Origin of the sequence: Siphonobacter sp. SORGH_AS_1065, from assembly GCF_030818595.1 — a bacterium.
Taxonomy (GTDB): Bacteria; Bacteroidota; Bacteroidia; order Cytophagales; family Spirosomataceae; genus Siphonobacter.
Window position 1 is genome coordinate 2,690,422 of the sequence record NZ_JAUTAM010000004.1, and the last position, 20,586, is coordinate 2,711,007.

General features: G+C 45.1%; 17 protein-coding genes. 10 read left to right on the forward strand and 7 right to left on the reverse strand.

Going from position 1 to position 20,586, the window contains the following annotated elements; genetic code table 11:
• Positions 1–4 precede the first annotated feature (4 nt).
• Positions 5–1,966 carry an alpha-L-arabinofuranosidase C-terminal domain-containing protein gene (locus QE390_RS11875; protein ID WP_307142294.1) on the forward strand — a complete coding sequence of 654 codons (1,962 nt, stop codon included), beginning with the start codon at positions 5–7 and terminating at the stop codon, positions 1,964–1,966.
• A gap of 154 nt (positions 1,967–2,120) precedes the next feature.
• Here QE390_RS11875 and QE390_RS11880 read toward each other — a convergent pair whose 3' ends face one another.
• Positions 2,121–2,456 (reverse strand): YegP family protein, encoded by a 336-nt coding sequence (locus tag QE390_RS11880; RefSeq protein WP_307142295.1) that lies wholly within the window; start codon positions 2,454–2,456, stop codon positions 2,121–2,123.
• Positions 2,457–2,923: 467 nt separating this feature from the next.
• Between QE390_RS11880 and QE390_RS11885 the strand changes: the two genes are divergently transcribed.
• The 8 genes from QE390_RS11885 to QE390_RS11920 all read left to right on the forward strand — a co-directional run bounded on the left by QE390_RS11885 (position 2,924) and on the right by QE390_RS11920 (position 12,167).
• Positions 2,924–3,856, forward strand: coding sequence for an arabinan endo-1,5-alpha-L-arabinosidase (locus QE390_RS11885; RefSeq protein WP_307142296.1), 933 nt, complete (start codon positions 2,924–2,926; stop codon positions 3,854–3,856).
• Positions 3,857–3,945: 89 nt separating this feature from the next.
• On the forward strand, positions 3,946–4,641 hold the full coding sequence (locus tag QE390_RS11890) for an NUDIX domain-containing protein (RefSeq protein ID WP_307142297.1): 696 nt from the start codon (positions 3,946–3,948) through the stop codon (positions 4,639–4,641).
• A 74-nt stretch (positions 4,642–4,715) separates the two neighbouring features.
• Entirely contained in the window at positions 4,716–6,380 is a 1,665-nt protein-coding gene (locus QE390_RS11895; protein WP_106636183.1) for a ribulokinase, read from the forward strand.
• 174 nt (positions 6,381–6,554) lie between these two features.
• A complete protein-coding gene (gene araA / locus QE390_RS11900) occupies positions 6,555–8,039 on the forward strand; it encodes an L-arabinose isomerase (protein ID WP_307142298.1) in 1,485 nt (494 codons plus the stop codon).
• A gap of 153 nt (positions 8,040–8,192) precedes the next feature.
• Entirely contained in the window at positions 8,193–8,894 is a 702-nt protein-coding gene (locus QE390_RS11905; RefSeq protein ID WP_106636185.1) for an L-ribulose-5-phosphate 4-epimerase, read from the forward strand.
• 44 nt (positions 8,895–8,938) lie between these two features.
• Positions 8,939–10,597 carry a sodium/sugar symporter gene (locus tag QE390_RS11910; RefSeq protein WP_232793641.1) on the forward strand — a complete coding sequence of 553 codons (1,659 nt, stop codon included), beginning with the start codon at positions 8,939–8,941 and terminating at the stop codon, positions 10,595–10,597.
• Positions 10,598–10,794: 197 nt separating this feature from the next.
• Positions 10,795–11,451, forward strand: coding sequence for an HAD family phosphatase (locus tag QE390_RS11915; protein WP_307142299.1), 657 nt, complete (start codon positions 10,795–10,797; stop codon positions 11,449–11,451).
• 206 nt (positions 11,452–11,657) lie between these two features.
• Positions 11,658–12,167 (forward strand): DMP19 family protein, encoded by a 510-nt coding sequence (locus QE390_RS11920; protein ID WP_307142300.1) that lies wholly within the window; start codon positions 11,658–11,660, stop codon positions 12,165–12,167.
• A 1,591-nt stretch (positions 12,168–13,758) separates the two neighbouring features.
• On the opposite strand, the gene QE390_RS11925 is transcribed toward QE390_RS11920, so the two are convergent.
• The 6 genes from QE390_RS11925 to folP all read right to left on the reverse strand — a co-directional run bounded on the left by QE390_RS11925 (position 13,759) and on the right by folP (position 18,892).
• On the reverse strand, positions 13,759–13,908 hold the full coding sequence (locus QE390_RS11925) for a LuxR C-terminal-related transcriptional regulator (RefSeq protein ID WP_307142301.1): 150 nt from the start codon (positions 13,906–13,908) through the stop codon (positions 13,759–13,761).
• A 291-nt stretch (positions 13,909–14,199) separates the two neighbouring features.
• A complete protein-coding gene (locus tag QE390_RS11930) occupies positions 14,200–15,366 on the reverse strand; it encodes a metallophosphoesterase (RefSeq protein WP_307142302.1) in 1,167 nt (388 codons plus the stop codon).
• Between the two features lie 114 nt (positions 15,367–15,480).
• A complete protein-coding gene (lysM, locus tag QE390_RS11935; protein WP_106636188.1) occupies positions 15,481–15,960 on the reverse strand; it encodes a peptidoglycan-binding protein LysM in 480 nt (159 codons plus the stop codon).
• Positions 15,961–16,070: 110 nt separating this feature from the next.
• On the reverse strand, positions 16,071–17,120 hold the full coding sequence (locus tag QE390_RS11940; RefSeq protein ID WP_307142303.1) for a M15 family metallopeptidase: 1,050 nt from the start codon (positions 17,118–17,120) through the stop codon (positions 16,071–16,073).
• Entirely contained in the window at positions 17,117–17,938 is an 822-nt protein-coding gene (locus tag QE390_RS11945) for an aminotransferase class IV (RefSeq protein WP_106636189.1), read from the reverse strand. Before QE390_RS11945 ends, QE390_RS11940 begins: the two co-directional genes overlap by 4 nt.
• A 93-nt stretch (positions 17,939–18,031) precedes the next feature.
• Positions 18,032–18,892 (reverse strand): dihydropteroate synthase, encoded by an 861-nt coding sequence (gene folP / locus QE390_RS11950; RefSeq protein WP_307142304.1) that lies wholly within the window; start codon positions 18,890–18,892, stop codon positions 18,032–18,034.
• Positions 18,893–19,068: 176 nt separating this feature from the next.
• Here folP and atpD point away from each other — a divergent pair, with 176 nt between their 5' ends.
• Positions 19,069–20,586 (forward strand): F0F1 ATP synthase subunit beta, encoded by a 1,518-nt coding sequence (gene atpD, locus QE390_RS11955; RefSeq protein ID WP_106636191.1) that lies wholly within the window; start codon positions 19,069–19,071, stop codon positions 20,584–20,586.

Genomic DNA, 20,586 nt, shown 5'->3' on the forward strand with positions numbered 1-20,586 from the left:
TCCAATGCAATTACCTAAACTGTATAAAACATTAATAGCCCTGGGACTCGCAGGGCAAGTAGCAGCCCAGACCCCTCTGGTGGTACAGGTGAATAAGCCCAAAGCGGATGTTCAACCTACCATGTGGGGGCTGTTTTTTGAAGATATTAACATGGGAGCCGATGGCGGGCTCTATGCGGAATTAGTCAAAAACCGTTCGTTTGAATTTACTACACCCTTAATGGGCTGGCGGGAAAGTAGAAGTACAAAAAGTACCGGTAGTGTATTGGTGATTAATCGGGCAGATCAGCCCGCTAATCCACGATTCCTTCGGGTAAAAACCGACGGGGAGAAATACGGCCTGATTAACGAAGGCTTCCGGGGAATGGGCATCAAACAGGGTGTCGGTTATGACTTCTCGATTTTATCTAAAAATGTAGAAGGAAACCTGACGCTGAAACTGGAACTGGTGAACGGGGAAGGTCAGGTGTTAGGCACAGCATCGCTGCCTTTGACGAGTAATGACTGGAAGAAACATTCGGTTAGCTTTACGGCCAGCAAGACTGAACCTAAAGCGAAGCTGAATATCTGGTTTGAAGGAAAAGGAACGGCTGATCTGGATATGATTTCCCTATTTCCGAAAGACACCTGGAAGAACCGTCCGGGCGGCTTACGGGCCGATTTAGTACAGTTACTGGCCGATATGAAACCTGGCTTTCTGCGTTTCCCCGGTGGATGTATCGTGGAAGGCTATGACCTGGATCGGCGGTATCAGTGGAAAAATACGGTAGGGCCGATTGAAGCCCGTAAAGGGGAAATTAACCGCTGGAATACTGAATTCAAACACCGCCTGACTCCCGATTACTTCCAAACGTTTGGCCTGGGTTTCTTTGAATATTTTCAGCTTTCGGAAGACATCGGTGCCGAACCTTTGCCCATCCTGAACTGTGGTATGGCCTGTCAGTATAACTCGGGTGAGGTAGTTCCTGTCGATGAACTCGATCCTTATGTGCAGGACGCTCTGGATCTGATTGAATTTGCAAACGGTTCAACGGATACGAAATGGGGAAAACTACGAGCTGAAATGGGCCATCCCAAGCCTTTTAACCTGAAATTATTAGGCATTGGTAACGAGCAGTGGGGCCCTCAATACATTGATCGTTACGTGGTTTTTGAAAAAGCGATCAAGTCAAAATACCCTAATGTACGTCTGATTTCCAGTGCTGGACCTAATCCCGATGGCGAAGTCTTCGGTTTTCTGAGCGGAAAATTACGTGAGTTGAAGGCGGACATTGTGGATGAGCATTACTACCGCAGCCCTCAGTGGTTCATGGAAAACGCCAATCGCTACGATGATTATGACCGCAAAGGTCCTAAAATCTTCGCAGGTGAATATGCTTCTCAAAGCAAAGATATTGCCAGCCAGAATAACAAAAATACCTGGTTATGTGCCTTGTCAGAAGCAGCTTTCATGACTGGTCTGGAACGGAATGCGGATATGGTTCATATGGCTTCCTATGCTCCCTTATTCGCTCATGCCGATGGTTGGCAATGGACGCCCGACCTGATCTGGATGAATAACCTGCAATCCTACGGAACGCCTAATTATTACGTTCAGAAATTATACTCGACTAATAAAGGAACGAAAGTGTTACCCATTACCGCTAATAACGAGTGGGTAGCGGGTAAAAATAAGCTCTACGCTTCGGCCACCTGGGATGAACCTACGAAGGAAATCATTCTGAAGTTGGTTAATACGTCCGATCAGGCTCAGACCGAAACAATTAACCTGGAAGGAGTGAAGAAACTGGACAGCAAGGCCAAACGATGGACGATGAAAGGAGCAGAGTTAGATTCTGAAAATAGTTTTGAAAATCCGAAACAGGTAAGTCCTACCGAAGAAGAATTAGCCGTGAAAGGTACCAAACTAACCCTGACCCTGGCTCCTCAATCCTTCTCCGTGATTCGGGTAAAAGTAGTGAAATAGTAGTTGGTTAGGTTGGTTAAGTGAAAAGGCCGGGTTTGGTAATCCCGGCCTTCGTTTTTGATGAAAATAAATAGGGATAAAACAGAGTAATACTCGTATAGGATTGAAATCTGATACCAGTGGCTGCATCCCTGAGGACTAACTTATGCACCGATTATGCACCGAGATCCTCCTCAACGGAAGCATCAGGAGCATTTTTCTTTACCGATTCGATGCCATTCTCGCGACCTGCTTCGCTTTCATACATTTCGCTGGAACCGATAATCTGGCCATTCCCCGCTTTTAAATTAAAATAAGGCTTTCCGTTAGACGACGTTTTCCGTTCATATTTACTGTCGTCAGAAGCGTTTTTCTTTACCGACTCAATACCATTTAAGCAAGCAGTTTTCGTAGTATACCCTTCGCTTGTTAAAATAGTCTGCCCATTCCCCGCTTTAAGATCAAACTGGAGCTCACCATTCCTGCGGTTTTTAATTACAAATTTTCCCATGATTGAAGATGATTAGTAGTAAGATAGATCGATACTATCTGGTGTTTTTAGAAGGTTTATTACTAGTCGAATATTAGGTTAAAATATTGTTAAATGATAATGTACGTAAGAATTTTAGTGAAATTTATTCATTTCACTAGCCTCATAGCCATACGATTGTGAGCGATTCATAACGGGATTAAGCAGAAGCATATGCGTGTGTAGGTACCACTGGTGCGAAATTCCATCTCGTTCCTACTCTGAGGCAGATTCCCACCTGCCCTTATAACCCGGCCTGTCATTCTGAGTAAAGCGAAGGAGCTTAGCAGAGGTGTAACGTTTCGGTGCTGGCTACATCTCATCCTCAGGTAATTCGTAAAGGTAATAAGGTCCCTAGCTTCGTTATGGATGATAATCTTAGGGTATAAGCAACCTTCCTCTTTTATATAAAAATGCCATTTTTAAACAACCTCTACATCTAAAAACTCATGTTACGTAGCCTCTTATTACTGGTATTACCGTTAAAAATGTTCGCTCAGGACCCTGCCTCGCACGATCCCAGCACAATCATTAATGACGCAGGCAAGTATTACTTTTTCTCAACGGGTCACGGCATTACGGTTCAAACTTCTACCGACCTGAAAAACTGGCAGCAAGCCGAGTCCGTCTTCAAAAAGGGAAGCTGGCCGGATTGGGTGAATACCAGCGTTCCGGGCTTTAAAGGACACTTCTGGGCTCCTGATGTCCTGAAAATGAATGGGAAGTATTACCTCTATTATTCCTGCTCAACCTTCGGTTCTTCTACCTCCGCCATAGGGTTAGCGACCAACGTAACCCTCGATCAAAAATCACCGGATTACCAGTGGCAAGACGAAGGAATGGTAATCGAATCCAAAGATCGGAAGGGTTTTAATGCCATCGATCCCAGCCTTTTGCAGGATATTGATGGACGGGTATATCTGACCTATGGTTCCTTTTTTGGGGGGATTGGAACGGTAGAGCTGGACGCTTCAACGGGAAAGATGAAAGACGGAGCCAGCGTCACGAGAGTAGCCGGAGGAAATGCCTCCGATTGGGAAGCTGCCTGTCTGATCAGGGAAGGAAACTATTATTACCTTTTTGTGAATAACGGCCAATGTTGTAAAGGGGTAAACAGCACGTATTACATTGTGGTGGGACGTTCGGAACATCCTTTGGGGCCTTTTCTGGATGCGGAAGGAAAGGATTTAACCAAAGGCGGGGGCACCCTGGTTCTTCGTACGTCGGGGCGATACATTGGTCCGGGTCACGTGGGTTTACTGAAGGAGAAGAAACAGGTGTCGATTCATTATTACGATGCGGAGGATAACGGCAAATCGAAGCAAAAACGCTTATCGCTATCCTATAAAAAGGGCTGGCCCGTACTTACGGAAAACAAATAATTTAATGGAATTTTTAAATTAAATTATGGTTTATTTCAAAATTAATGTGTTATTTCGACACGATTATTCCTCTATGTTGTATTGAATCTATGCTTCAACAGTATCCTCATGATAACCGCGTATTGGTCGCCACCGATTGTATCATCTTTGGCTTTGATGGAGAAGATCTAAAAGTCTTGCTCATCAAACGAAATTTTGAGCCCGAGAAAGGCAAGTGGTCGTTAATGGGAGGTTTTCTGAATGAGAACGAGGATCTTGAAGTAGGAGCGAAGCGTATTCTGCACGAATTAACAGGGCTGGAGAACGTCTACATGGAGCAATTGCAGGCTTTTGGAGAAGTGAAGCGTGACCCGGTAGAAAGGACAGTCTCTGTGAGTTTTTACGCCCTCATTAATATTCATGACCATGATACCGAGCTAGCCCGTGCAAACAATGCCTACTGGGTAAGTCTGGATAAAAAACCTTCACTCATTTTCGACCATGATCGAATGGTAACGATGGCCTTGCAGCGGCTTCGTTACAAAGCCGCCTTACACCCGATTGGCTTTGAATTATTACCCGAAAAATTCACCATTCCCCAGCTCCAGCGTCTATACGAAGCCATCTACAGTAACACGTTCGACCGACGGAATTTTAGTCGTAAAATTTTGTCTACCAAGCTTTTACTGGATACCGGTGAGAAGAACGAGCAGGGGGTTACTAAAAAAGCCATTCTGTATCGGCTGGATCAGGAGCGGTATCAGCGGCAATTCAATGCGTTCCTGAATTTTATCTCTGACTTTTAAGGTCATTTGAAATAAATGTAGTCTTTGACTAATGAAATACTTAGAATGTGTCAGCTTAACACTTTAAATGAATAATGGCAGCAAAATACGTGATTGGCGTTGATTATGGGACCGATTCAGTACGATCACTCGTGTTGAATGCTCAAACGGGAGAAGAAATCGGAACCGCCGTTTATGAGTACCCTCGATGGAAACAGGGTCTGTACTGCGATGCTCCGCATTCGCAGTTCCGCCAGCATCCGCTCGACTACCTCGAAGGGCTGGAATATACCATCAAGGAAGCCTTGAAAGGAGCTTCCGAAGAAGTGCGTCAGAACGTCGTAGGAATCTCCGTAGATACTACAGGCTCAACGCCCGGCCCGGTGGATGAAAATGGAACTCCGCTGGCTTTATTACCTGAATTTGCAGAGAATCCAAACGGAATGTTTATTCTCTGGAAAGATCATACGGCGAATAAAGAAGCACAGGAAATCAACGATTTAGCTCACTCCTGGGACCCTGACTTCACTAAATACGTTGGTGGCATTTATTCTTCCGAATGGTTCTGGTCAAAAATTCTGCGAACGCTACGGGTCGATGAGCAAGTAAGAGAAAAAGCCTTTTCCTGGATTGAACATTGTGACTGGGTATCCGCCGTTTTGACGGGTAACACCAACCCCTTAACCCTAAAACGCAGTCGTTGTGCGGCGGGCCATAAAGCTCTCTGGCACGAAGACTTCGATGGCCTGCCTTCCGAAGAATTCCTGACGAAGCTCGATCCCTTATTAAGTGGCCTTCGGGATCGGTTATTCCAGGATACTTATACTTCAGATGAAGCCATGGGCCAAATCTCGAAGGAATGGGCTGAAAAACTGGGCATTTCCGATCAGGCGATCATCGGCGTAGGAGCGTTCGATGCTCACATGGGTGCCGTGGGTGGAACCATTGAAGCGTATTCGCTTTGTAAAGTGATCGGAACGTCTACGTGCGATATGCTGGTAGCTCCAACCGAAGAAATAGGCAATCTGCTCGTTCGCGGCATTTGCGGACAGGTGGATGGCTCCGTTATTCCCGGCATGTTGGGCATGGAAGCTGGGATGTCAGCCTATGGTGACATCTATGCCTGGTTACAACGTCTGGTGCTGCAACCCGTGCGGGAATTACTCGGCGAGGAAGCCGCTGAAACCATCCGCAAGCAATTAATCCCGCATTTATCGGAAAAAGCAATTCAGTTACCCTTGACTGAAAATGATCCCGTGGCTATTGATTGGTTCAATGGTCGTCGCACGCCGGATGCCAATCACACGCTGAAAGGAGCCATCATGGGTCTAAATCTGGGCAGTGATACCGCTCGGGTATTTAAAGCCCTGGTAGAAGCGACGGCTTACGGTTCGAAAAATATTGTGGATCGTTTTGTAAATGAAGGCGTCCCCATCAAACAGGTCATTGCCATTGGTGGTGTGGCCCGGAAGTCTGCTTTTGCGATGCAAACGCTGGCGAACGTTCTGGATATGCCGATCAAAATTGCCAAGTCTGATCAGGCTTGTGCGTTGGGAGCAGCCATGTTTGCTTCCGTAGCGGCAGGTGTTCATGCAAACGTAGGCGAAGCCCAGGCGGCGATGTCTTCTGGCTTTGATGCGATTTATGAACCGCAACCTGAAAAGGTAGAAGTCTATAAAAAGCTCTACCAGAAATTCCTGGACTTAGGTCACTTTGTGGAGTTTGGGAAAGAAGAACCCGCCTTATTAGGACACGCTTAAAAGGCGTTTAAGAGGATTGCCAGTAAAACGCCTTTTTCCAGCGACGCAGTCGCGGAAGAAGCTCTTTCGGATTTGCAATCCGAAAGCCATCTGTCAGGGATTTGTAACTCCGAAACAGCATAAAAATTGCAACGATTTACTTAATTAATAAACTGATTTTCAGTAATCAAGATCATGCTCGATTTAAAACAGTTTGAGGTCTGGTTCGTAACGGGTAGCCAGCATTTATACGGAGAAGAAACACTCCGTCAGGTGGATGAACATTCCAAAACCATTGCTGAACATTTAAATGCTTCTCTTCCGGTGCGGGTCGTTTTCAAGCCCGTTGTTAAAACTACCGAAGAAATCTACCGCATCGTTCAGGATGCCAACGTAGCTCCTAATTGTGCGGGCATTATTACCTGGATGCACACCTTTTCTCCAGCAAAAATGTGGATTCTGGGTCTGAAAGCTCTTCAGAAACCCATGTTGCACCTGCACACGCAGTTCAACCGCGATATCCCCTGGAGTAGTATCGACATGGACTTCATGAACCTGAACCAGTCTGCTCACGGCGACCGCGAATTCGGTTTCATCATGTCGCGGATGCGGATGAATCGTAAAGTAGTAGTGGGACACTGGCAGCAGGAAGACGTGATTCAAAAAATCAGCGTTTGGGCTCGGGTATCGGTAGCTCGTTACGAAATGCAAGGCATGAAAGTCGTTCGTTTTGGCGACAACATGCGATATGTAGCCGTAACGGAGGGTAACAAAGTATCCGCTGAAATGACCTTTGGGTATTCGGTGAATACCCACGGGATTGGTGATCTGGTTCAAGTCGTTAATCAAATCTCCGACGCTGAAATTGATCGTTTGATTTCGGAGTACGAAGACGAATATAAAGTAGCTGCTTCGTTACGTCAGGATGGAGAATTCCGTCAGTCCCTTCGCGAAGCTGCCCGTATTGAGTTAGGCATGAAGGCCTTCCTGGAAGATGGAAACTACAAAGCTTATACGGATACCTTCGAAGATCTGCACGGCATGGCTCAGTTACCCGGCATTGCCTCGCAACGTCTGATGGCGGCGGGTTACGGGTTTGGTGGCGAAGGCGACTGGAAAACGGCGGCCATGGTTCGCACCATGAAAACGATGGCGAGTGGCTTGAAAGGGGGTAACTCTTTTATGGAAGATTATACCTATCACTTCAGTCCTGGTAATAACCTCGTGTTGGGCTCACACATGCTGGAAATCTGTCCTTCCATCGCGGATGGTCAGGCTTCCTGTGAGATTCACCCGCTGGGCATTGGTGGCAAGGCTGATCCTGTACGTCTGGTATTTAACGCAGCCGGTGGCCCCGCTCTGAACGTGTCTGTTATCGACGTAGGAAACCGTTTCCGGATTCTGGTAAACGAGGTAGAAGCCATGGCAGCTCAGGAGGAATTACCTAAGTTACCCGTAGCCCGTGTACTCTGGAAACCCCAGCCGGATATGCAAACGGGCTGTGCGGCCTGGATTTTGGCCGGTGGAGCTCACCACACGGTGTACAGCCAAAACCTGACGACCGAATACATCGAAGACTTCGCCGATATGTTTGGTACCGAACTGGTGGTGATCGATAAAGATACCAACCTGCGTCAGCTGAAGAATGAACTTCGCTGGAATGATGTAAGCTATAAGTAGTATCCAGCCAGCTTTTGCTGGCAGCATTACTTGAAGTAATAAAGTTATGAAGAAGAAAGGGGTGGGCTGCCAGCGAAAAGGCTGGCAGCGGCATTCCTAAGCCGAAGGACTGATCAAAATATTCAGCAATAACATTTAAAACTCCCCATTGGTATGAGTTATAAAAGTCTAAAAGAGGAGTGTTACGAAGCAAACATGATGCTTCCCAAACTGAATCTCGTGGTTTTTACCTTCGGTAATGCCTCGGTGGTGGATCGGGAAAAAGGTGTGTTTGCCATCAAACCCTCCGGTGTCCCCTACGAATTTCTGAAACCGGAAGACATCGTCATCTGTGATTATGAAGCTCAGGTGGTGGAAGGAACCAAGCGTCCTTCTTCCGATACCAAAACCCACGCCGTGCTTTTCAAACACTGGGAGAACATTGGCGGCATCGTGCACACGCACAGCATGTACGCTACCGCCTGGGCTCAGGCTCAGCTTGATATTCCCATCCTCGGAACTACCCACGCCGACCACCTCACCACGGACATTCCCTGTGCTCCGCCCATGGAAGACGAGATGATTAAGGGTAACTACGAATACGAAACGGGTTTTCAGGTGTTGAATGAGTTTGAGCGTCGTCAGCTTTCGTATGAAGAAGTAGAGATGATCCTTCTCGGTAATCACGCTCCCTTTACCTGGGGAAAAACGGCAGAAAAAGCGGTTTACAACGCCGGTGTTCTCGAAGCCGTTGCTCAAATGGCCTATCTGTCCTGCACGCTTCGCCCAGACGTTCCCCGACTGAAACAAACCCTGATTGACAAGCACTTTTTCCGTAAGCATGGCAAAGATGCCTATTATGGTCAAGGCTGTTAGTTAAAAAGCACTTATCTCTATCCTAACAAATCCTCTAAGCCTGCATGATAACGCTGGGACTTGAATCCATTGACTACGCGATCTTTCTGATTTATTTCGTGATAGTGGCCGTTTACGGTTACTGGGTCTTCAAAAATAAAGGCAAACAAACCGCCGATTCCAAGGACTTTTTTTTGGCTGAAGGGTCGCTTACGTGGTGGGCCATTGGTTCATCTATCATCGCTTCCAACATTTCAGCAGAACAGTTCATTGGCATGAGCGGGCAGGCCTTTCAATTAGGGCTGGCTATTTCAGTGTACGAGTTAGCCGGAGCTTTCTCGCTGATTATCATCGCCATTTACTTCCTGCCCATGTATATCAAAAACAAGATATACACCATGCCGCAGTTTCTCCAGATTCGGTACGACGGGCGACTAGCGACGATCATGGCGGTGTTCTGGCTGTTACTATACATTCTCGTTAACCTGACTTCTATCATTTACCTGGGGGCAATTAGTCTCGAAAAAATGACGGGTTTTGGCTTCATGCCGTCTGCCATCTTCCTGACGGTCTTTGCCGTATTTATTACCCTGGGTGGGATGAAAGTAATCGGTTACACCGACGTTATTCAGGTGGTTTGTCTGGTAGTGGGTGGTTTAGCCACTACGTATCTGGCTCTGGATTTACTTTCGGATCGCGTAGGTACGGGTTCCGGTGTGCTGGAGGGATTAAGCCTGCTGAAAGAAAAGGCCGACAGCCACATGCACATGGTATTTTCACCGGGGCAGTATAGCGTGCACGATGGTCGCGGCGGGTTTATTGATGCCTATAACCAGTTACCCGGTATGATGATGTTCATCATCGGCGGTCAGTGGATTGTGAACTTCAACTACTTCGGCTGTAACCAGTATATTACCCAGCGGGCTCTGGGTGCGGATCTGAGTACGGCCCGTAATGGTTTGCTTTTTGCTTCGTTTCTGAAAGTAATGATGCCTTTCATCGTGGTATTACCCGGTCTGGCGGCTTACGTATTGTTTCAGGAAAACGCCGATCCGTCCATCGTTCAGGGAATTACCGAGGGGGGGATTGTGAAGCCTGATAACTCGTACCCCGTATTGCTAAACTTATTACCCGCAGGTCTGAAAGGACTGGCGTTCGCGGCTCTGACGGCGGCTATTGTAGCCTCGCTGGCGGGAAAGGCAAACAGTATCTCCACTATTTACGTACTGGACATTCACAAGAAATTCTTCAATACTAATCTGGATGAGAAGCAAACCGTTTGGCTGGGTCGGGTTTCTATTGTGGTTGCTTTTGGTATCGCGTTAATCCTGAGTCCTCTGCTGCGGAATTTCGGTCAGGGTTTTGAGTACATTCAGGAGTATACCGGCTTCATTTCTCCGGGTATTCTGGCGATTTTCCTATTAGGTTTCTTCTGGAAAAAAGCGACTACCAATGGAGCTCTAGTATCGGCCCTGTTGAGTATTCCTTTGTCCACGCTGTTCAAATACCAGGCTCCTGATATGCCTTTCCTGAACCGCATGGGTACCGTATTCTGGATTTGCGTAGTCGTTCACGTAGCGATTAGCTTATTCGAATCCAAAGGCAAAGATAACCCCAAAGCCTTTATGGTGGAATCCAACTGGTTCAAGGTATCCACGCCCTTCCTGATCGGAGCCCTAACCATCACAGGCCTGATTCTGACAATTTACGGAGTCTTCTATTAGTTGTCAATTGTTGGTTTACCGTTTTCAGTTAGTTAAAATTAACTACAGAGTTCCTCAGAGTTATAACACAGAGTAACACTGTGCATAACTCTGAGGAACTCTGTGGTTAAGTACGGTAGGCCATGTACAGGATTAAGATTTCATTATTAACGTCCACAGAAAACGGTAAACAGCCAACTGAAAACTACCTTTACCTCATGAAAAAGAAAGCTTTAATCTTCGATATGGATGGGACGATGGTGGATAACATGATGGTTCACCACCACGCCTGGCAATCGAAACTGGCTGAAGTAGGGAAGGAGTTGACCCTGGAAGAGGTCATTGCTACCTGCCACGGCATGAACGATGATATTCTGGTACGGATTTTCGGTGATCAGTATACGTTTGAAGAAAGAGATCGTATTTCAGCGGAGAAAGAAGCCCGGTATCGGGAGATATTCCTGGAGCAGCTTCGCCTCATTGACGGCTTACCCGAGTTACTGGCGAAAGCCGCAGAACTGAATATTCCGATGGGCATTGGCACGGCGGCCCGCTACGAAAACGTGGATTATGTGCTCGATAACCTCAACATCCGGCACTACTTCAAAGCCATCGTTTGCGACCGCGATGTCAAGAAAGGCAAGCCTGACCCGAGCGTATTTTTTCAGGTAGCTCAGACGCTGGGCGTGGAGCCGGACGAATGTCTAGTATTCGAAGATTCTCCCACGGGAGCCCGCACGGCCTTCAACGCGGGTATGGAAGCCATCATCCTGACCACCACGCACAAAGCCGAAGAATTCGAAACATTTACCAGTGTTCGTAAATGCGTGAAGGATTATACAGAGATTGATTTGGAAGAGGAATTGGCGAAGTAAGAAAAACGATTTCGACGAACTACTACTGGAGCGAGATTCTATCTCGTTCCCACAATAATGGCAGGTTCATACCTGCCATTGGTATTTTAAACATCCAGAGGGCAGAGCGTCAGGCAGAGGACGAGTGGGGTTTGCAACTAAGAACGACTAGATAAGTGCCAACAGCAGCCTGGTCAAACTATCATCATACGAACATACATTAAAAAATGACCAATAGAACGTTGCCAATTCTAACTCGGGATGAAATAGAAGGGGCTAAAGATGATGCATGGGATTTCTTATTTCTATTCATTGAGCCTTACATCGAAATACTATCTTCAGACCCAAGTGGGAAGATAGTAGAAGAGTTTAGTGCGGAACAGCATACACTTTTGGCTTTTAACGACTTGTACGGGCAGGTAACCAATGGGGGTTTTCTTCAATTAATACAAAACGGTTATGGGAGTTATATTTTTGAGAATCCATTTTCGGAATACATAAGAAGCTGGGGAGCCTCAGAGATGGCAACTATTGTTGATGAGGCTAAGGTTATTTACGAGAAAAATAAGGAAGATCTCGAAAAAGAAACGACCATTGAAGAGTTTTCTGACATGTACAAAAAATACGATGTTTTCGAACCTCTTGATGATAAATTTTACGAAGTTATGGACGATGAGATTGATATAATAAAAGCATTTGTCGAGAATAACTTGAGTAATTTTGCAATTGTAAAGTAAAATACTCCTTTCTGATATTAGTGAAACCTACTCAAAGATAGAAAAGGGAATAGGTAAAGATTAATTGTTTTTCTTATTTTTTAGGTCTTAAGTTTAAGCAAAGTATTGATTAGTAACAATATTATTAGACCCTAAGTTACAAATAGTAGTAGGTTGTATATGGAAAATTGCTTTCAATATATGATGAGTAGAGTTTTGAAATAAAACAGCTATTTATTTTTTAGAAGTCTTATTAAAAATTTAAAAATAAAAAATAAAATAAGAAGAAAAATGCCGCCCACGAATGCCTGCCATAGTAGACCTGAATAACTGGTTGGCATAGCTATACTAATGTTTTTTGTAAAGTATGAAGTATAATAAACTGATTATTGTGATTTATTATTAACTTGATTATTTCCTGCTAAAGTGTGATCTTATGTAGTTTTCTACTTTAGTAGCCATATATTCTTTCTCGTATTTTTCTTTTATAGGACTTAAAAAATAACTTAAAAGAAGTATGAAGGAAATGAACCCAATAGCAAACATTCTAAAAGAGTTTGATTGGACACTAACTAATATTTTAATAAAAATTAAAATGATAACAGACAAAAACGTGAGTGATACAATTGGTAAGTAAGCATTTTTTACGAAAAAGGAGGATACAATCATACCTATAATTAGGGCGAATAGATAGGGGCTATGAGTTCTGATTATAGATTGTGTTTGTTTGTCAAAGTTTATCTCCGGCCAATTCATGAAGAAGGATGATTTGTTTGAGTATTAATTTATTGTAATACTAAGTGTTAGGTTGAGATTCTATTCTTGATGGATTAATATTAATGTTTAAACGATAGTTGAAAAGTTTGCAGGTTATTGCTTCTAAACTCTATTCTCAAATATGGTAATCATACTTGCCTTTGAGGAATTACCAATGAATTACTTCTTTCTTAAAAAAAACATAGAGAAATACCTGCTATAAATCCTAATAGAGTATCCATATTTAATATTGATTTTAATTTGGTATATGAATTCGTTCCGTCAAAATAAGAAAAAAGAAAGGCACTTATTACAACGATTATTCCCAAATTAGTATAACTTTTTCCTTGGCTCATGTTATAATGATTATCCGTTGTATGGATTTATTTTATTGAGAGGAAGACCAATGTGTGTTATGGTTTAAGTATCTAGAAAGCACCTAAATATTTTATTACTTCTACTTGTTACTTCAATTATTAAAGTAAAGAATTAAAAGTATGTAACTCTTTACTTAAATAATTGAAGTGATCAAGTCACTATTTACCCCTGCAAAAAAATAGGTAGTTTATGCTATATTATAGAATAATAAATATAAATGGTAATAATAAGTATTATGCCTATAATTATAGATAACGTATTAATCTGAGTTCTATCGTGGTTGTATTTTTTTTCGTTTTTGATACGAAAAAAATAAACTATAAATGATAAAGGTAGCCCAATTAAAGCTAAATACTTCCAATGAATATTAAAGCCATAGAAAGCTATTAAGATAGCCAATGGTAAAAAAAATGCTAAAAAATCAAGTGCTGTTATTTTCATAAATATCAAAAGGATATGGTTTATTCATTGTCGTCTTCTAAGTAGCCAAGTTATTTACTGTTGTTGTACGTGCTACCGTATGAACAGAGAGATATAACTGTTCCGCAATTTGTTCTGTTGTCATGCCCTGAGCAACATAGTACAGAATCTCTATTTCACGTCTGGTTAGGGGAGTGATAAGATCCATTGGGAATAAGTATTATAAGGTTGGTGGATATATAGATTAGTGTAATTATACTTATATCAATTGAAATGTCAAAATGTAACCTCTATAGAGCAAATTTTTGTAACACAGTAGTGTAAGTGTATGATTAACAGTAGGCGGGTATTGATATTGGTTATTGAAGTTTAGCGGAAGTTACCCAAAAATAAAAGGCCTAATAAGCTCAAAAGGAAAGATGAAATAGATGCTTAATTAGAATGGCTTGTTTAAACACCAGCCAGTACAGAAAAAATTAAGACGCGAATCATCGCGTCTCTACACCGCATCCGCCTTTTCCACAATCACTTTTCCATCTTCCACCCGCCAGCTTTCCTGAAAAATCATGGTGTCCTCCATGTCGATGTATTTCATGAGGGCTTTGGGGCCTCTTAATTCCAGATAGGCAAAGCCGTTGTAGCTGACATTTTTACGGCGGAGGCGTTCGCGGATGCGGTCGTCCATGAAGTAAATCGGATCGTGGGTTTCCGGGGCTTTGAGTTCCACGGGCATACCGCCGTGACCAATGCAACGACCATGAACGGTTAGGCTATTGGGCAGATTTTGGGTATGGTAAATCACCATGCGGTGTTCATGGCCCCAAATCCAGACGACGGGGCGATTGGTGTCGCCTATTAACTTCCGAAGTTGTTCACCGGGTTTGGGAAAGGCATTTCTGAATACGGAGAAAACGGGATGATGGCTTAAGAAAATAATCCCGCGTGGATCGTTCGGATCATCGAGCTTGACTTGTTCTTTTAACCACTGGATTTGCACGTCTTTCAGGCGGCAATCCGGTGGATTGAGGATTTCCATGATCGGATTCCGAACGGAAGTATAACCCGTATCTAGTCCAATGATCCGCCAGTGTTCGTTTTCCAGACAGAAAAAACCTGCCTTTTGACTCACCCGTACGCCCGCCTGATCAACGCCCATGCGGGGTAATAATTCTTCGAAATAACCCCGTCCGTTGGAGTACATTTCATGGTTACCTGACAGGGCCAGACTTCCGTTCTTTCCCCAGGGCCAGGAGGCATCGGGGTTCAGGAAGTTGGCCCGAATTTCCTTCGGTGCTCCTACAAAATAAACATCGCCCAGGTGCAGGGTATAATCGGTGTTGTAGCGTGCCGCGAGTCGTCCCACCAAATCCGATTCAACGGTATCCGTTGCCCAGTCGGAAAGCAGAGCCAGGGTCGTGTTTTCCGGGATTTGGTAAACCCCCGAATCGCCGTCTTTCGGATAAGACTGGTAAGGATAGCGTTTGCCGAAACGACTTTTGAAGTAATGGTATACAAAGCCAAAGAAGTTCGACCAGAAAAACTGACGTAGTTTATAGGTAACCGTATCCGTAGGGGTAACCGTTTCCTCAAACTCGTTTTGTAAGGTTTTGAGGTGATTTTCAACTTTATTATGACTGAGATTAACGTATTGTTTGGTTGAACGCATGGGCCGTAGGGGAATAGATGAATCCGTATAATAAAGCCCAAAATCTGAGAAGATGTTTAAAACAAAACGTCCCGTTTCAGAAAAACAGGACGTTTAATTGAATAGGTTATAATCCTAGCTTTCCAGCGGTGGAATCCGTAACACCTGACCAGGATAGATCAGATCAGGATCTTTCAGCATCGGTTTGTTCGCTTCAAAAATGATGGGGTATTTCATGACATCGCCGTAGAATTTACCCGCAATTTTTGACAATGAATCGCCTTTTTCAACGGTGTGATACTGAGCTTCGGGCTTGGGAGCCGTTACCCGGATGCGGTTGTCTACCTGCTCTACTCCGGTAACATTACCCACCGTCAAAGCAATTTTTTCGGCGTCTTCCTGGTTGTCTACTTCACCTTCCAACACGACCGTAGAACCGGCTGTTTTGATGGTTAAGTTTTTGTAAGTCAAGCCCAGACTTTTTACTTTTTGTAGTAAAGCTCCAGCCCGTAGCGGTTCTACTTCTTCGGGCTTTGCCTGAGCTACTTTCGTTTCTTCTTCTTTACTGCCGAAGAGGTTCTCGCCGACTCCCTTCATGAATGAGATCAATCCCATGATACTACTGTGTTAAGGTTGAATTTTTATTACCGTTCTGATTTCTGGAAAATAGTATTCCAGAAACAGAACTGCGGAAAATTAAGTATTATTTTTCAAATCTTAACATATTACCGCCAGATTCCAAGGCGGTAAGAAACTAGTAAATGGCTTCCTCGCCAGATGTTTAAACGCTGTTCCTTTAAATCACCCACAATGACTAGATCATCAGCAGAAAGGGTAGCTATTTTTGGCGATTGCAGCCTGGTCGTATCCATAACCGCAATGGACTGGCAGGGACAGGGAAACTGACTTCGATACTCATTGAGGGTGGATAATAACTCTTTGGTATCTTCTACCTCGTATTCCTTGTTTGCCTCGATTTTTTGCTGAACGCGTTGGAGGTAACGATCATAGAAAGGCTCAAATTCAAAGCGTAACAAAGGGAAGTCTTTCAGGAAAGCGGCAGCATTTCGGTATAGCTGAAAATGCGGCGGATCAATAAAGCCCACGAAATTTCCGCCCCAGATTAACTGGTAATAAGGGGTTAGGTCACCAATAGCCTCGTAAGGCCCGGCGTTACGAACGAGTCTGCCATGCCGGAAGAAGCCTAAATCTGCCGCCAGCCCTAACTGATGAAAGGAAATGGGAGCCATACTGCGGCCTCGTCCCAGCAGTTTGGTTTGTAACTCCGCACTTCGTAAATCAGAAATAACCTTCACTTCATAATTCGGTAATTGCCGCCGAAGTGAATCCACCAGTGAGTCGCGACGAACCAGAAAAGCCTGGCGGGTGGTATCCAGTAGCCAGGCCCAGCGATTGTACAGATACAGTGGGTCTTCGGTGATGGCCGTAAAATAGGCGTGTCGCTGCATACTATCCAGTCGGGAGGTAGGGGCAGGCAGAGAGTCCGTAGGTGAGCCGGAACGATGCGAACCCAAAAAATGGAAAGTGCCGGGTTCGTCTTTGACAAAAGCCAGCACGCGACTCACGCCCAGGGTCTGCTCGCGTAAACTGTCGGTTTTATAGACGGGCGTAATGAGGTCGTATAAACTCAGGCTAGTTACTTGCCGGGAACTATCGCAGGTACTGGACTGCCAGGAAGGTAAGGTTGGGGGAGCTTGCCCGCAGGCTTGAAAAATAGCTCCCCAAATCAGGTATAGGCCAATAAATCGCTTCAATTTGTTTCTTTTTCGTACGTTAAAAACCGCTCGTACAACTGACGTGTAATGGGACCAGGCTGGCCTGAACCAATGGGACGATTATCAATTTTGGTAACCGGAACAATGCGTTTGGTTGAACCCGTGGTGAATAATTCATCCGCCTGTAGAGTCTCTTCGAGCGTTACTTCACGTTCTTCTACTTTCAGTTCACGCTGAGCAAAATTCAGGATGTGCTTCCGGGTAATCCCGCGTAACATTCCCTCGGCAGGGGTAATCAGGGTATCGCCTTTGACCACAAAAACATTGGAACGTGAAGATTCAGTAATCAGACCGTTTTCATAGTATAATACGTCGTCGGCTCCCATTTCGCGTTGCTTCCGCAATAAATAAATGGGAAGCAGGTAATCCAGTGACTTTACTTCGGCGAGTTGTCGCTGGTGTTCTACGCTCATAAAGTGCAGCCCTTTTTCGGGATCTTTAAACTCAAAGGGCTTGGCAATTACAAAAAAATTCGATTGCTCGGCGGGGGCAAAACCATCGGGAGAATACCCGCCCGTCAGTACCAGTTTCAGACCTAATAAGGCATGAGGATTGAGGCGAATCAGCTCGGCAATGATTTCCCGTAGCTGCTCGCGACTGGCTGGAATGTTCAAGCCCATTAGCTCCGCCGAACGATTAAAGCGGTCGAGGTGATCTTCCTGAAAAATGGGTTTCCCGTCGATACACCGGAAAAAATCGAAGATTCCGTAGGCCCGCAACAGGCCTAAATCCGTGATGTTAAGCTTGGCTTGTTCTTCGGGAAGAAATTCGCCATTAAGGAAAAAAGTAGCTGCCATGAAAGAAGAAAATAATTGGGGCTAAAGATAATTCTTTTGGTGTATAAACTGACGGAAGCCTGATAAACCCCAGCGGGGTTTTGTGAGTAACGATTAATACCGATTTAGCCATTGCATAATCTGAATTGTTTCCATGGCTTCCCGGACATCGTGTACCCGCAAAATAGTTGCTCCTTTTTGCAAGGCGATGGTATTCAGAACCGTCGTTCCATTGAGAGCTTCGGAGGGTGGAATTCCCAGTTTTTTCCAGACCATGCTTTTCCGTGATAGCCCAATTAATAGGGGTAAACCAAAGACGCCGAAAGCTTCCGCCTGAGCCAGTAACTCATAATTCTGATCGGCGTTTTTCGCGAAGCCGAAACCAGGATCCAGAATAATATCCTTAATGCCCGCTTCCCGAGCCAGAGTTACCCGAACCAGTAACTCATCTATTACTTCGGTTACCAGATTTTCGTACTGATTCAGGCTGGCCATGTTTTGGGGAGTGCCCCGCATGTGCATCAGCACGTAAGGAACTTGCAGCTCGGCGGCTGTCTGAAACATGGCGTCATCGAGCAAACCACCCGAAACGTCGTTAATCAGGGATGCTCCGGCTTCGATAGCTCGGCGGGCTACGTTCGACCGGAACGTATCAATGGAAAGCAAGGCATCCGGGAAATGTTTGAGAATCGTTTCCACGGCCAGTAACACCCGTCGGATCTCTTCTTCTTCGGGCACATCATCCGCTCCAGGTCGGGTAGAATAGCCACCGATATCCAGAAAAGTAGCCCCTTCGGAAAGCATTTTTTCGGCCCGTTGTCGAATCCCTTCGGGATCGCCAAATCGATTTCCAGCGTGGAAAGAATCGGGGGTAATATTGATAATACCCATCACTACGGGCGTCTGAATCGAAACTAATCGACCCCGGCAGTTAAGGGTCGTCGGAACGAAAGAAGAAAAAACAGGTTCTTGCATAGGGTAAAAATACGTTCAGAAAGGCCCTTAGGATAACTTTGAATACAATTCTACGTACCTTATTATAGTTATTCAGTTTTTTTCGCGGAAATATCCAATATTGACTTTGGGATTACGCGAATCGTAATCTAATTTTGCGGGAAAATTTGCAATCTCCCAGTAACTATTCATATTCAATGGCAAACGCAGTCAATAAAGGTAAGATTACCCAAGTGATCGGACCGGTTGTGGACGTGAGTTTCGAAGAAGAAGGTTCATCCCTGCCGGCTATCCTTGATGCCCTCGAAGTAACGAAATCCAACGGTCAGAAAGTTATTCTGGAAGTTCAGCAGCACTTAGGCGAAGACCGCGTACGTGCGATCGCTATGGACGCGACCGAAGGTCTCTATCGGGGTATTGAGGTACTTCACCATGGTAAAACCATTGTCATGCCCTCAGGCGATGCCATTCGTGGCCGTCTGTTCAACGTCGTTGGTGAGGCTATTGACGGTATGTCACAGCCCAGTGGAGAAGGCAGCCTTTCTATTCACCGGGCGGCTCCTAAGTTCGATGAACTGGCTACTTCAACCGAAGTATTATTTACAGGTATTAAAGTAATTGACTTGTTAGCTCCTTACGTAAAAGGGGGTAAAATTGGTCTTTTCGGTGGTGCCGGGGTAGGTAAAACGGTATTGATTCAGGAATTGATCAACAACATCGCGAAAGTATACGGTGGTCTTTCCGTATTCGCTGGTGTTGGTGAGCGTACGCGTGAAGGAAATGACCTTCTCCGCGAATTCATCGAGTCAGGCGTAATCAAGTATGGTGAAGCGTTCAACCATTCCATGGAAGCAGGCGGATGGGATCTGTCTAAAGTAGACGACGAATCTCTGAAAGATTCCAAAGCTACGCTCGTGTTCGGACAGATGAACGAACCTCCGGGAGCACGTGCACGGGTAGCCCTTTCAGGTCTGACCGTAGCGGAACACTTCCGTGATGGCGATGGTGAAGGTCAGGGTCGCGATATCCTGTTCTTTATCGATAACATCTTCCGCTTTACTCAGGCTGGTTCTGAGGTATCCGCTCTGTTAGGTCGTATGCCTTCAGCGGTAGGTTACCAACCTACGCTGGCTACGGAAATGGGTGCCATGCAGGAGCGTATTACGTCAACCAAGCGTGGTTCTATTACTTCTGTACAGGCCGTTTACGTACCTGCGGATGACTTAACTGACCCCGCTCCAGCGACGACTTTCGCTCACTTGGATGCAACCACGGTATTGAGCCGTAAACTTTCTTCGCTGGGTATCTATCCTGCGGTGGATCCTCTGGATTCTACCAGCCGTATCCTGAGCCCCGAAGTATTAGGTGATGCTCACTATAACTGTGCAATGGCCGTGAAAATGATTCTGCAACGCTACAACGAATTGCAGGATATCATCGCCATCCTTGGTCTGGACGAATTATCCGAAGAAGATAAGCAAACGGTATCACGGGCTCGTCGCGTACAACGCTTCCTGTCTCAACCTTTCCACGTCGCTGAACAGTTTACGGGTCTGAAAGGGGTATTCGTTTCCATCGAAGAAACGATTAAAGGCTTTAACAAAATCATTGCTGGTGATTACGATCACCTGCCTGAAGCAGCCTTTAACCTCGTAGGTACGATTGAAGACGCAGTAGTAAAAGGCGAGAAATTACTGGCCGAAGCTTCTAAATAG

Bases quoted from the DNA above. Each gene is read 5' to 3' on its own strand.
- folP (WP_307142304.1), bottom strand. From the start codon at position 18,892: ATGCAAGAACCTGTTTTTTCTTCTTTCGTTCCGACGACCCTTAACTGC.
- QE390_RS11930 (WP_307142302.1), bottom strand. From the start codon at position 15,366: ATGCGTTCAACCAAACAATACGTTAATCTCAGTCATAATAAAGTTGAA.
- QE390_RS11945 (WP_106636189.1), bottom strand. From the start codon at position 17,938: ATGGCAGCTACTTTTTTCCTTAATGGCGAATTTCTTCCCGAAGAACAA.
- QE390_RS11905 (WP_106636185.1), top strand. From the start codon at position 8,193: ATGAGTTATAAAAGTCTAAAAGAGGAGTGTTACGAAGCAAACATGATG.
- atpD (WP_106636191.1), top strand. From the start codon at position 19,069: ATGGCAAACGCAGTCAATAAAGGTAAGATTACCCAAGTGATCGGACCG.
- QE390_RS11880 (WP_307142295.1), bottom strand. From the start codon at position 2,456: ATGGGAAAATTTGTAATTAAAAACCGCAGGAATGGTGAGCTCCAGTTT.
- QE390_RS11925 (WP_307142301.1), bottom strand. From the start codon at position 13,908: ATGGATCTTATCACTCCCCTAACCAGACGTGAAATAGAGATTCTGTAC.
- QE390_RS11885 (WP_307142296.1), top strand. From the start codon at position 2,924: ATGTTACGTAGCCTCTTATTACTGGTATTACCGTTAAAAATGTTCGCT.
- QE390_RS11915 (WP_307142299.1), top strand. From the start codon at position 10,795: ATGAAAAAGAAAGCTTTAATCTTCGATATGGATGGGACGATGGTGGAT.
- araA (WP_307142298.1), top strand. From the start codon at position 6,555: ATGCTCGATTTAAAACAGTTTGAGGTCTGGTTCGTAACGGGTAGCCAG.
- lysM (WP_106636188.1), bottom strand. From the start codon at position 15,960: ATGGGATTGATCTCATTCATGAAGGGAGTCGGCGAGAACCTCTTCGGC.
- QE390_RS11875 (WP_307142294.1), top strand. From the start codon at position 5: ATGCAATTACCTAAACTGTATAAAACATTAATAGCCCTGGGACTCGCA.
- QE390_RS11895 (WP_106636183.1), top strand. From the start codon at position 4,716: ATGGCAGCAAAATACGTGATTGGCGTTGATTATGGGACCGATTCAGTA.
- QE390_RS11910 (WP_232793641.1), top strand. From the start codon at position 8,939: ATGATAACGCTGGGACTTGAATCCATTGACTACGCGATCTTTCTGATT.
- QE390_RS11890 (WP_307142297.1), top strand. From the start codon at position 3,946: ATGCTTCAACAGTATCCTCATGATAACCGCGTATTGGTCGCCACCGAT.
- QE390_RS11920 (WP_307142300.1), top strand. From the start codon at position 11,658: ATGACCAATAGAACGTTGCCAATTCTAACTCGGGATGAAATAGAAGGG.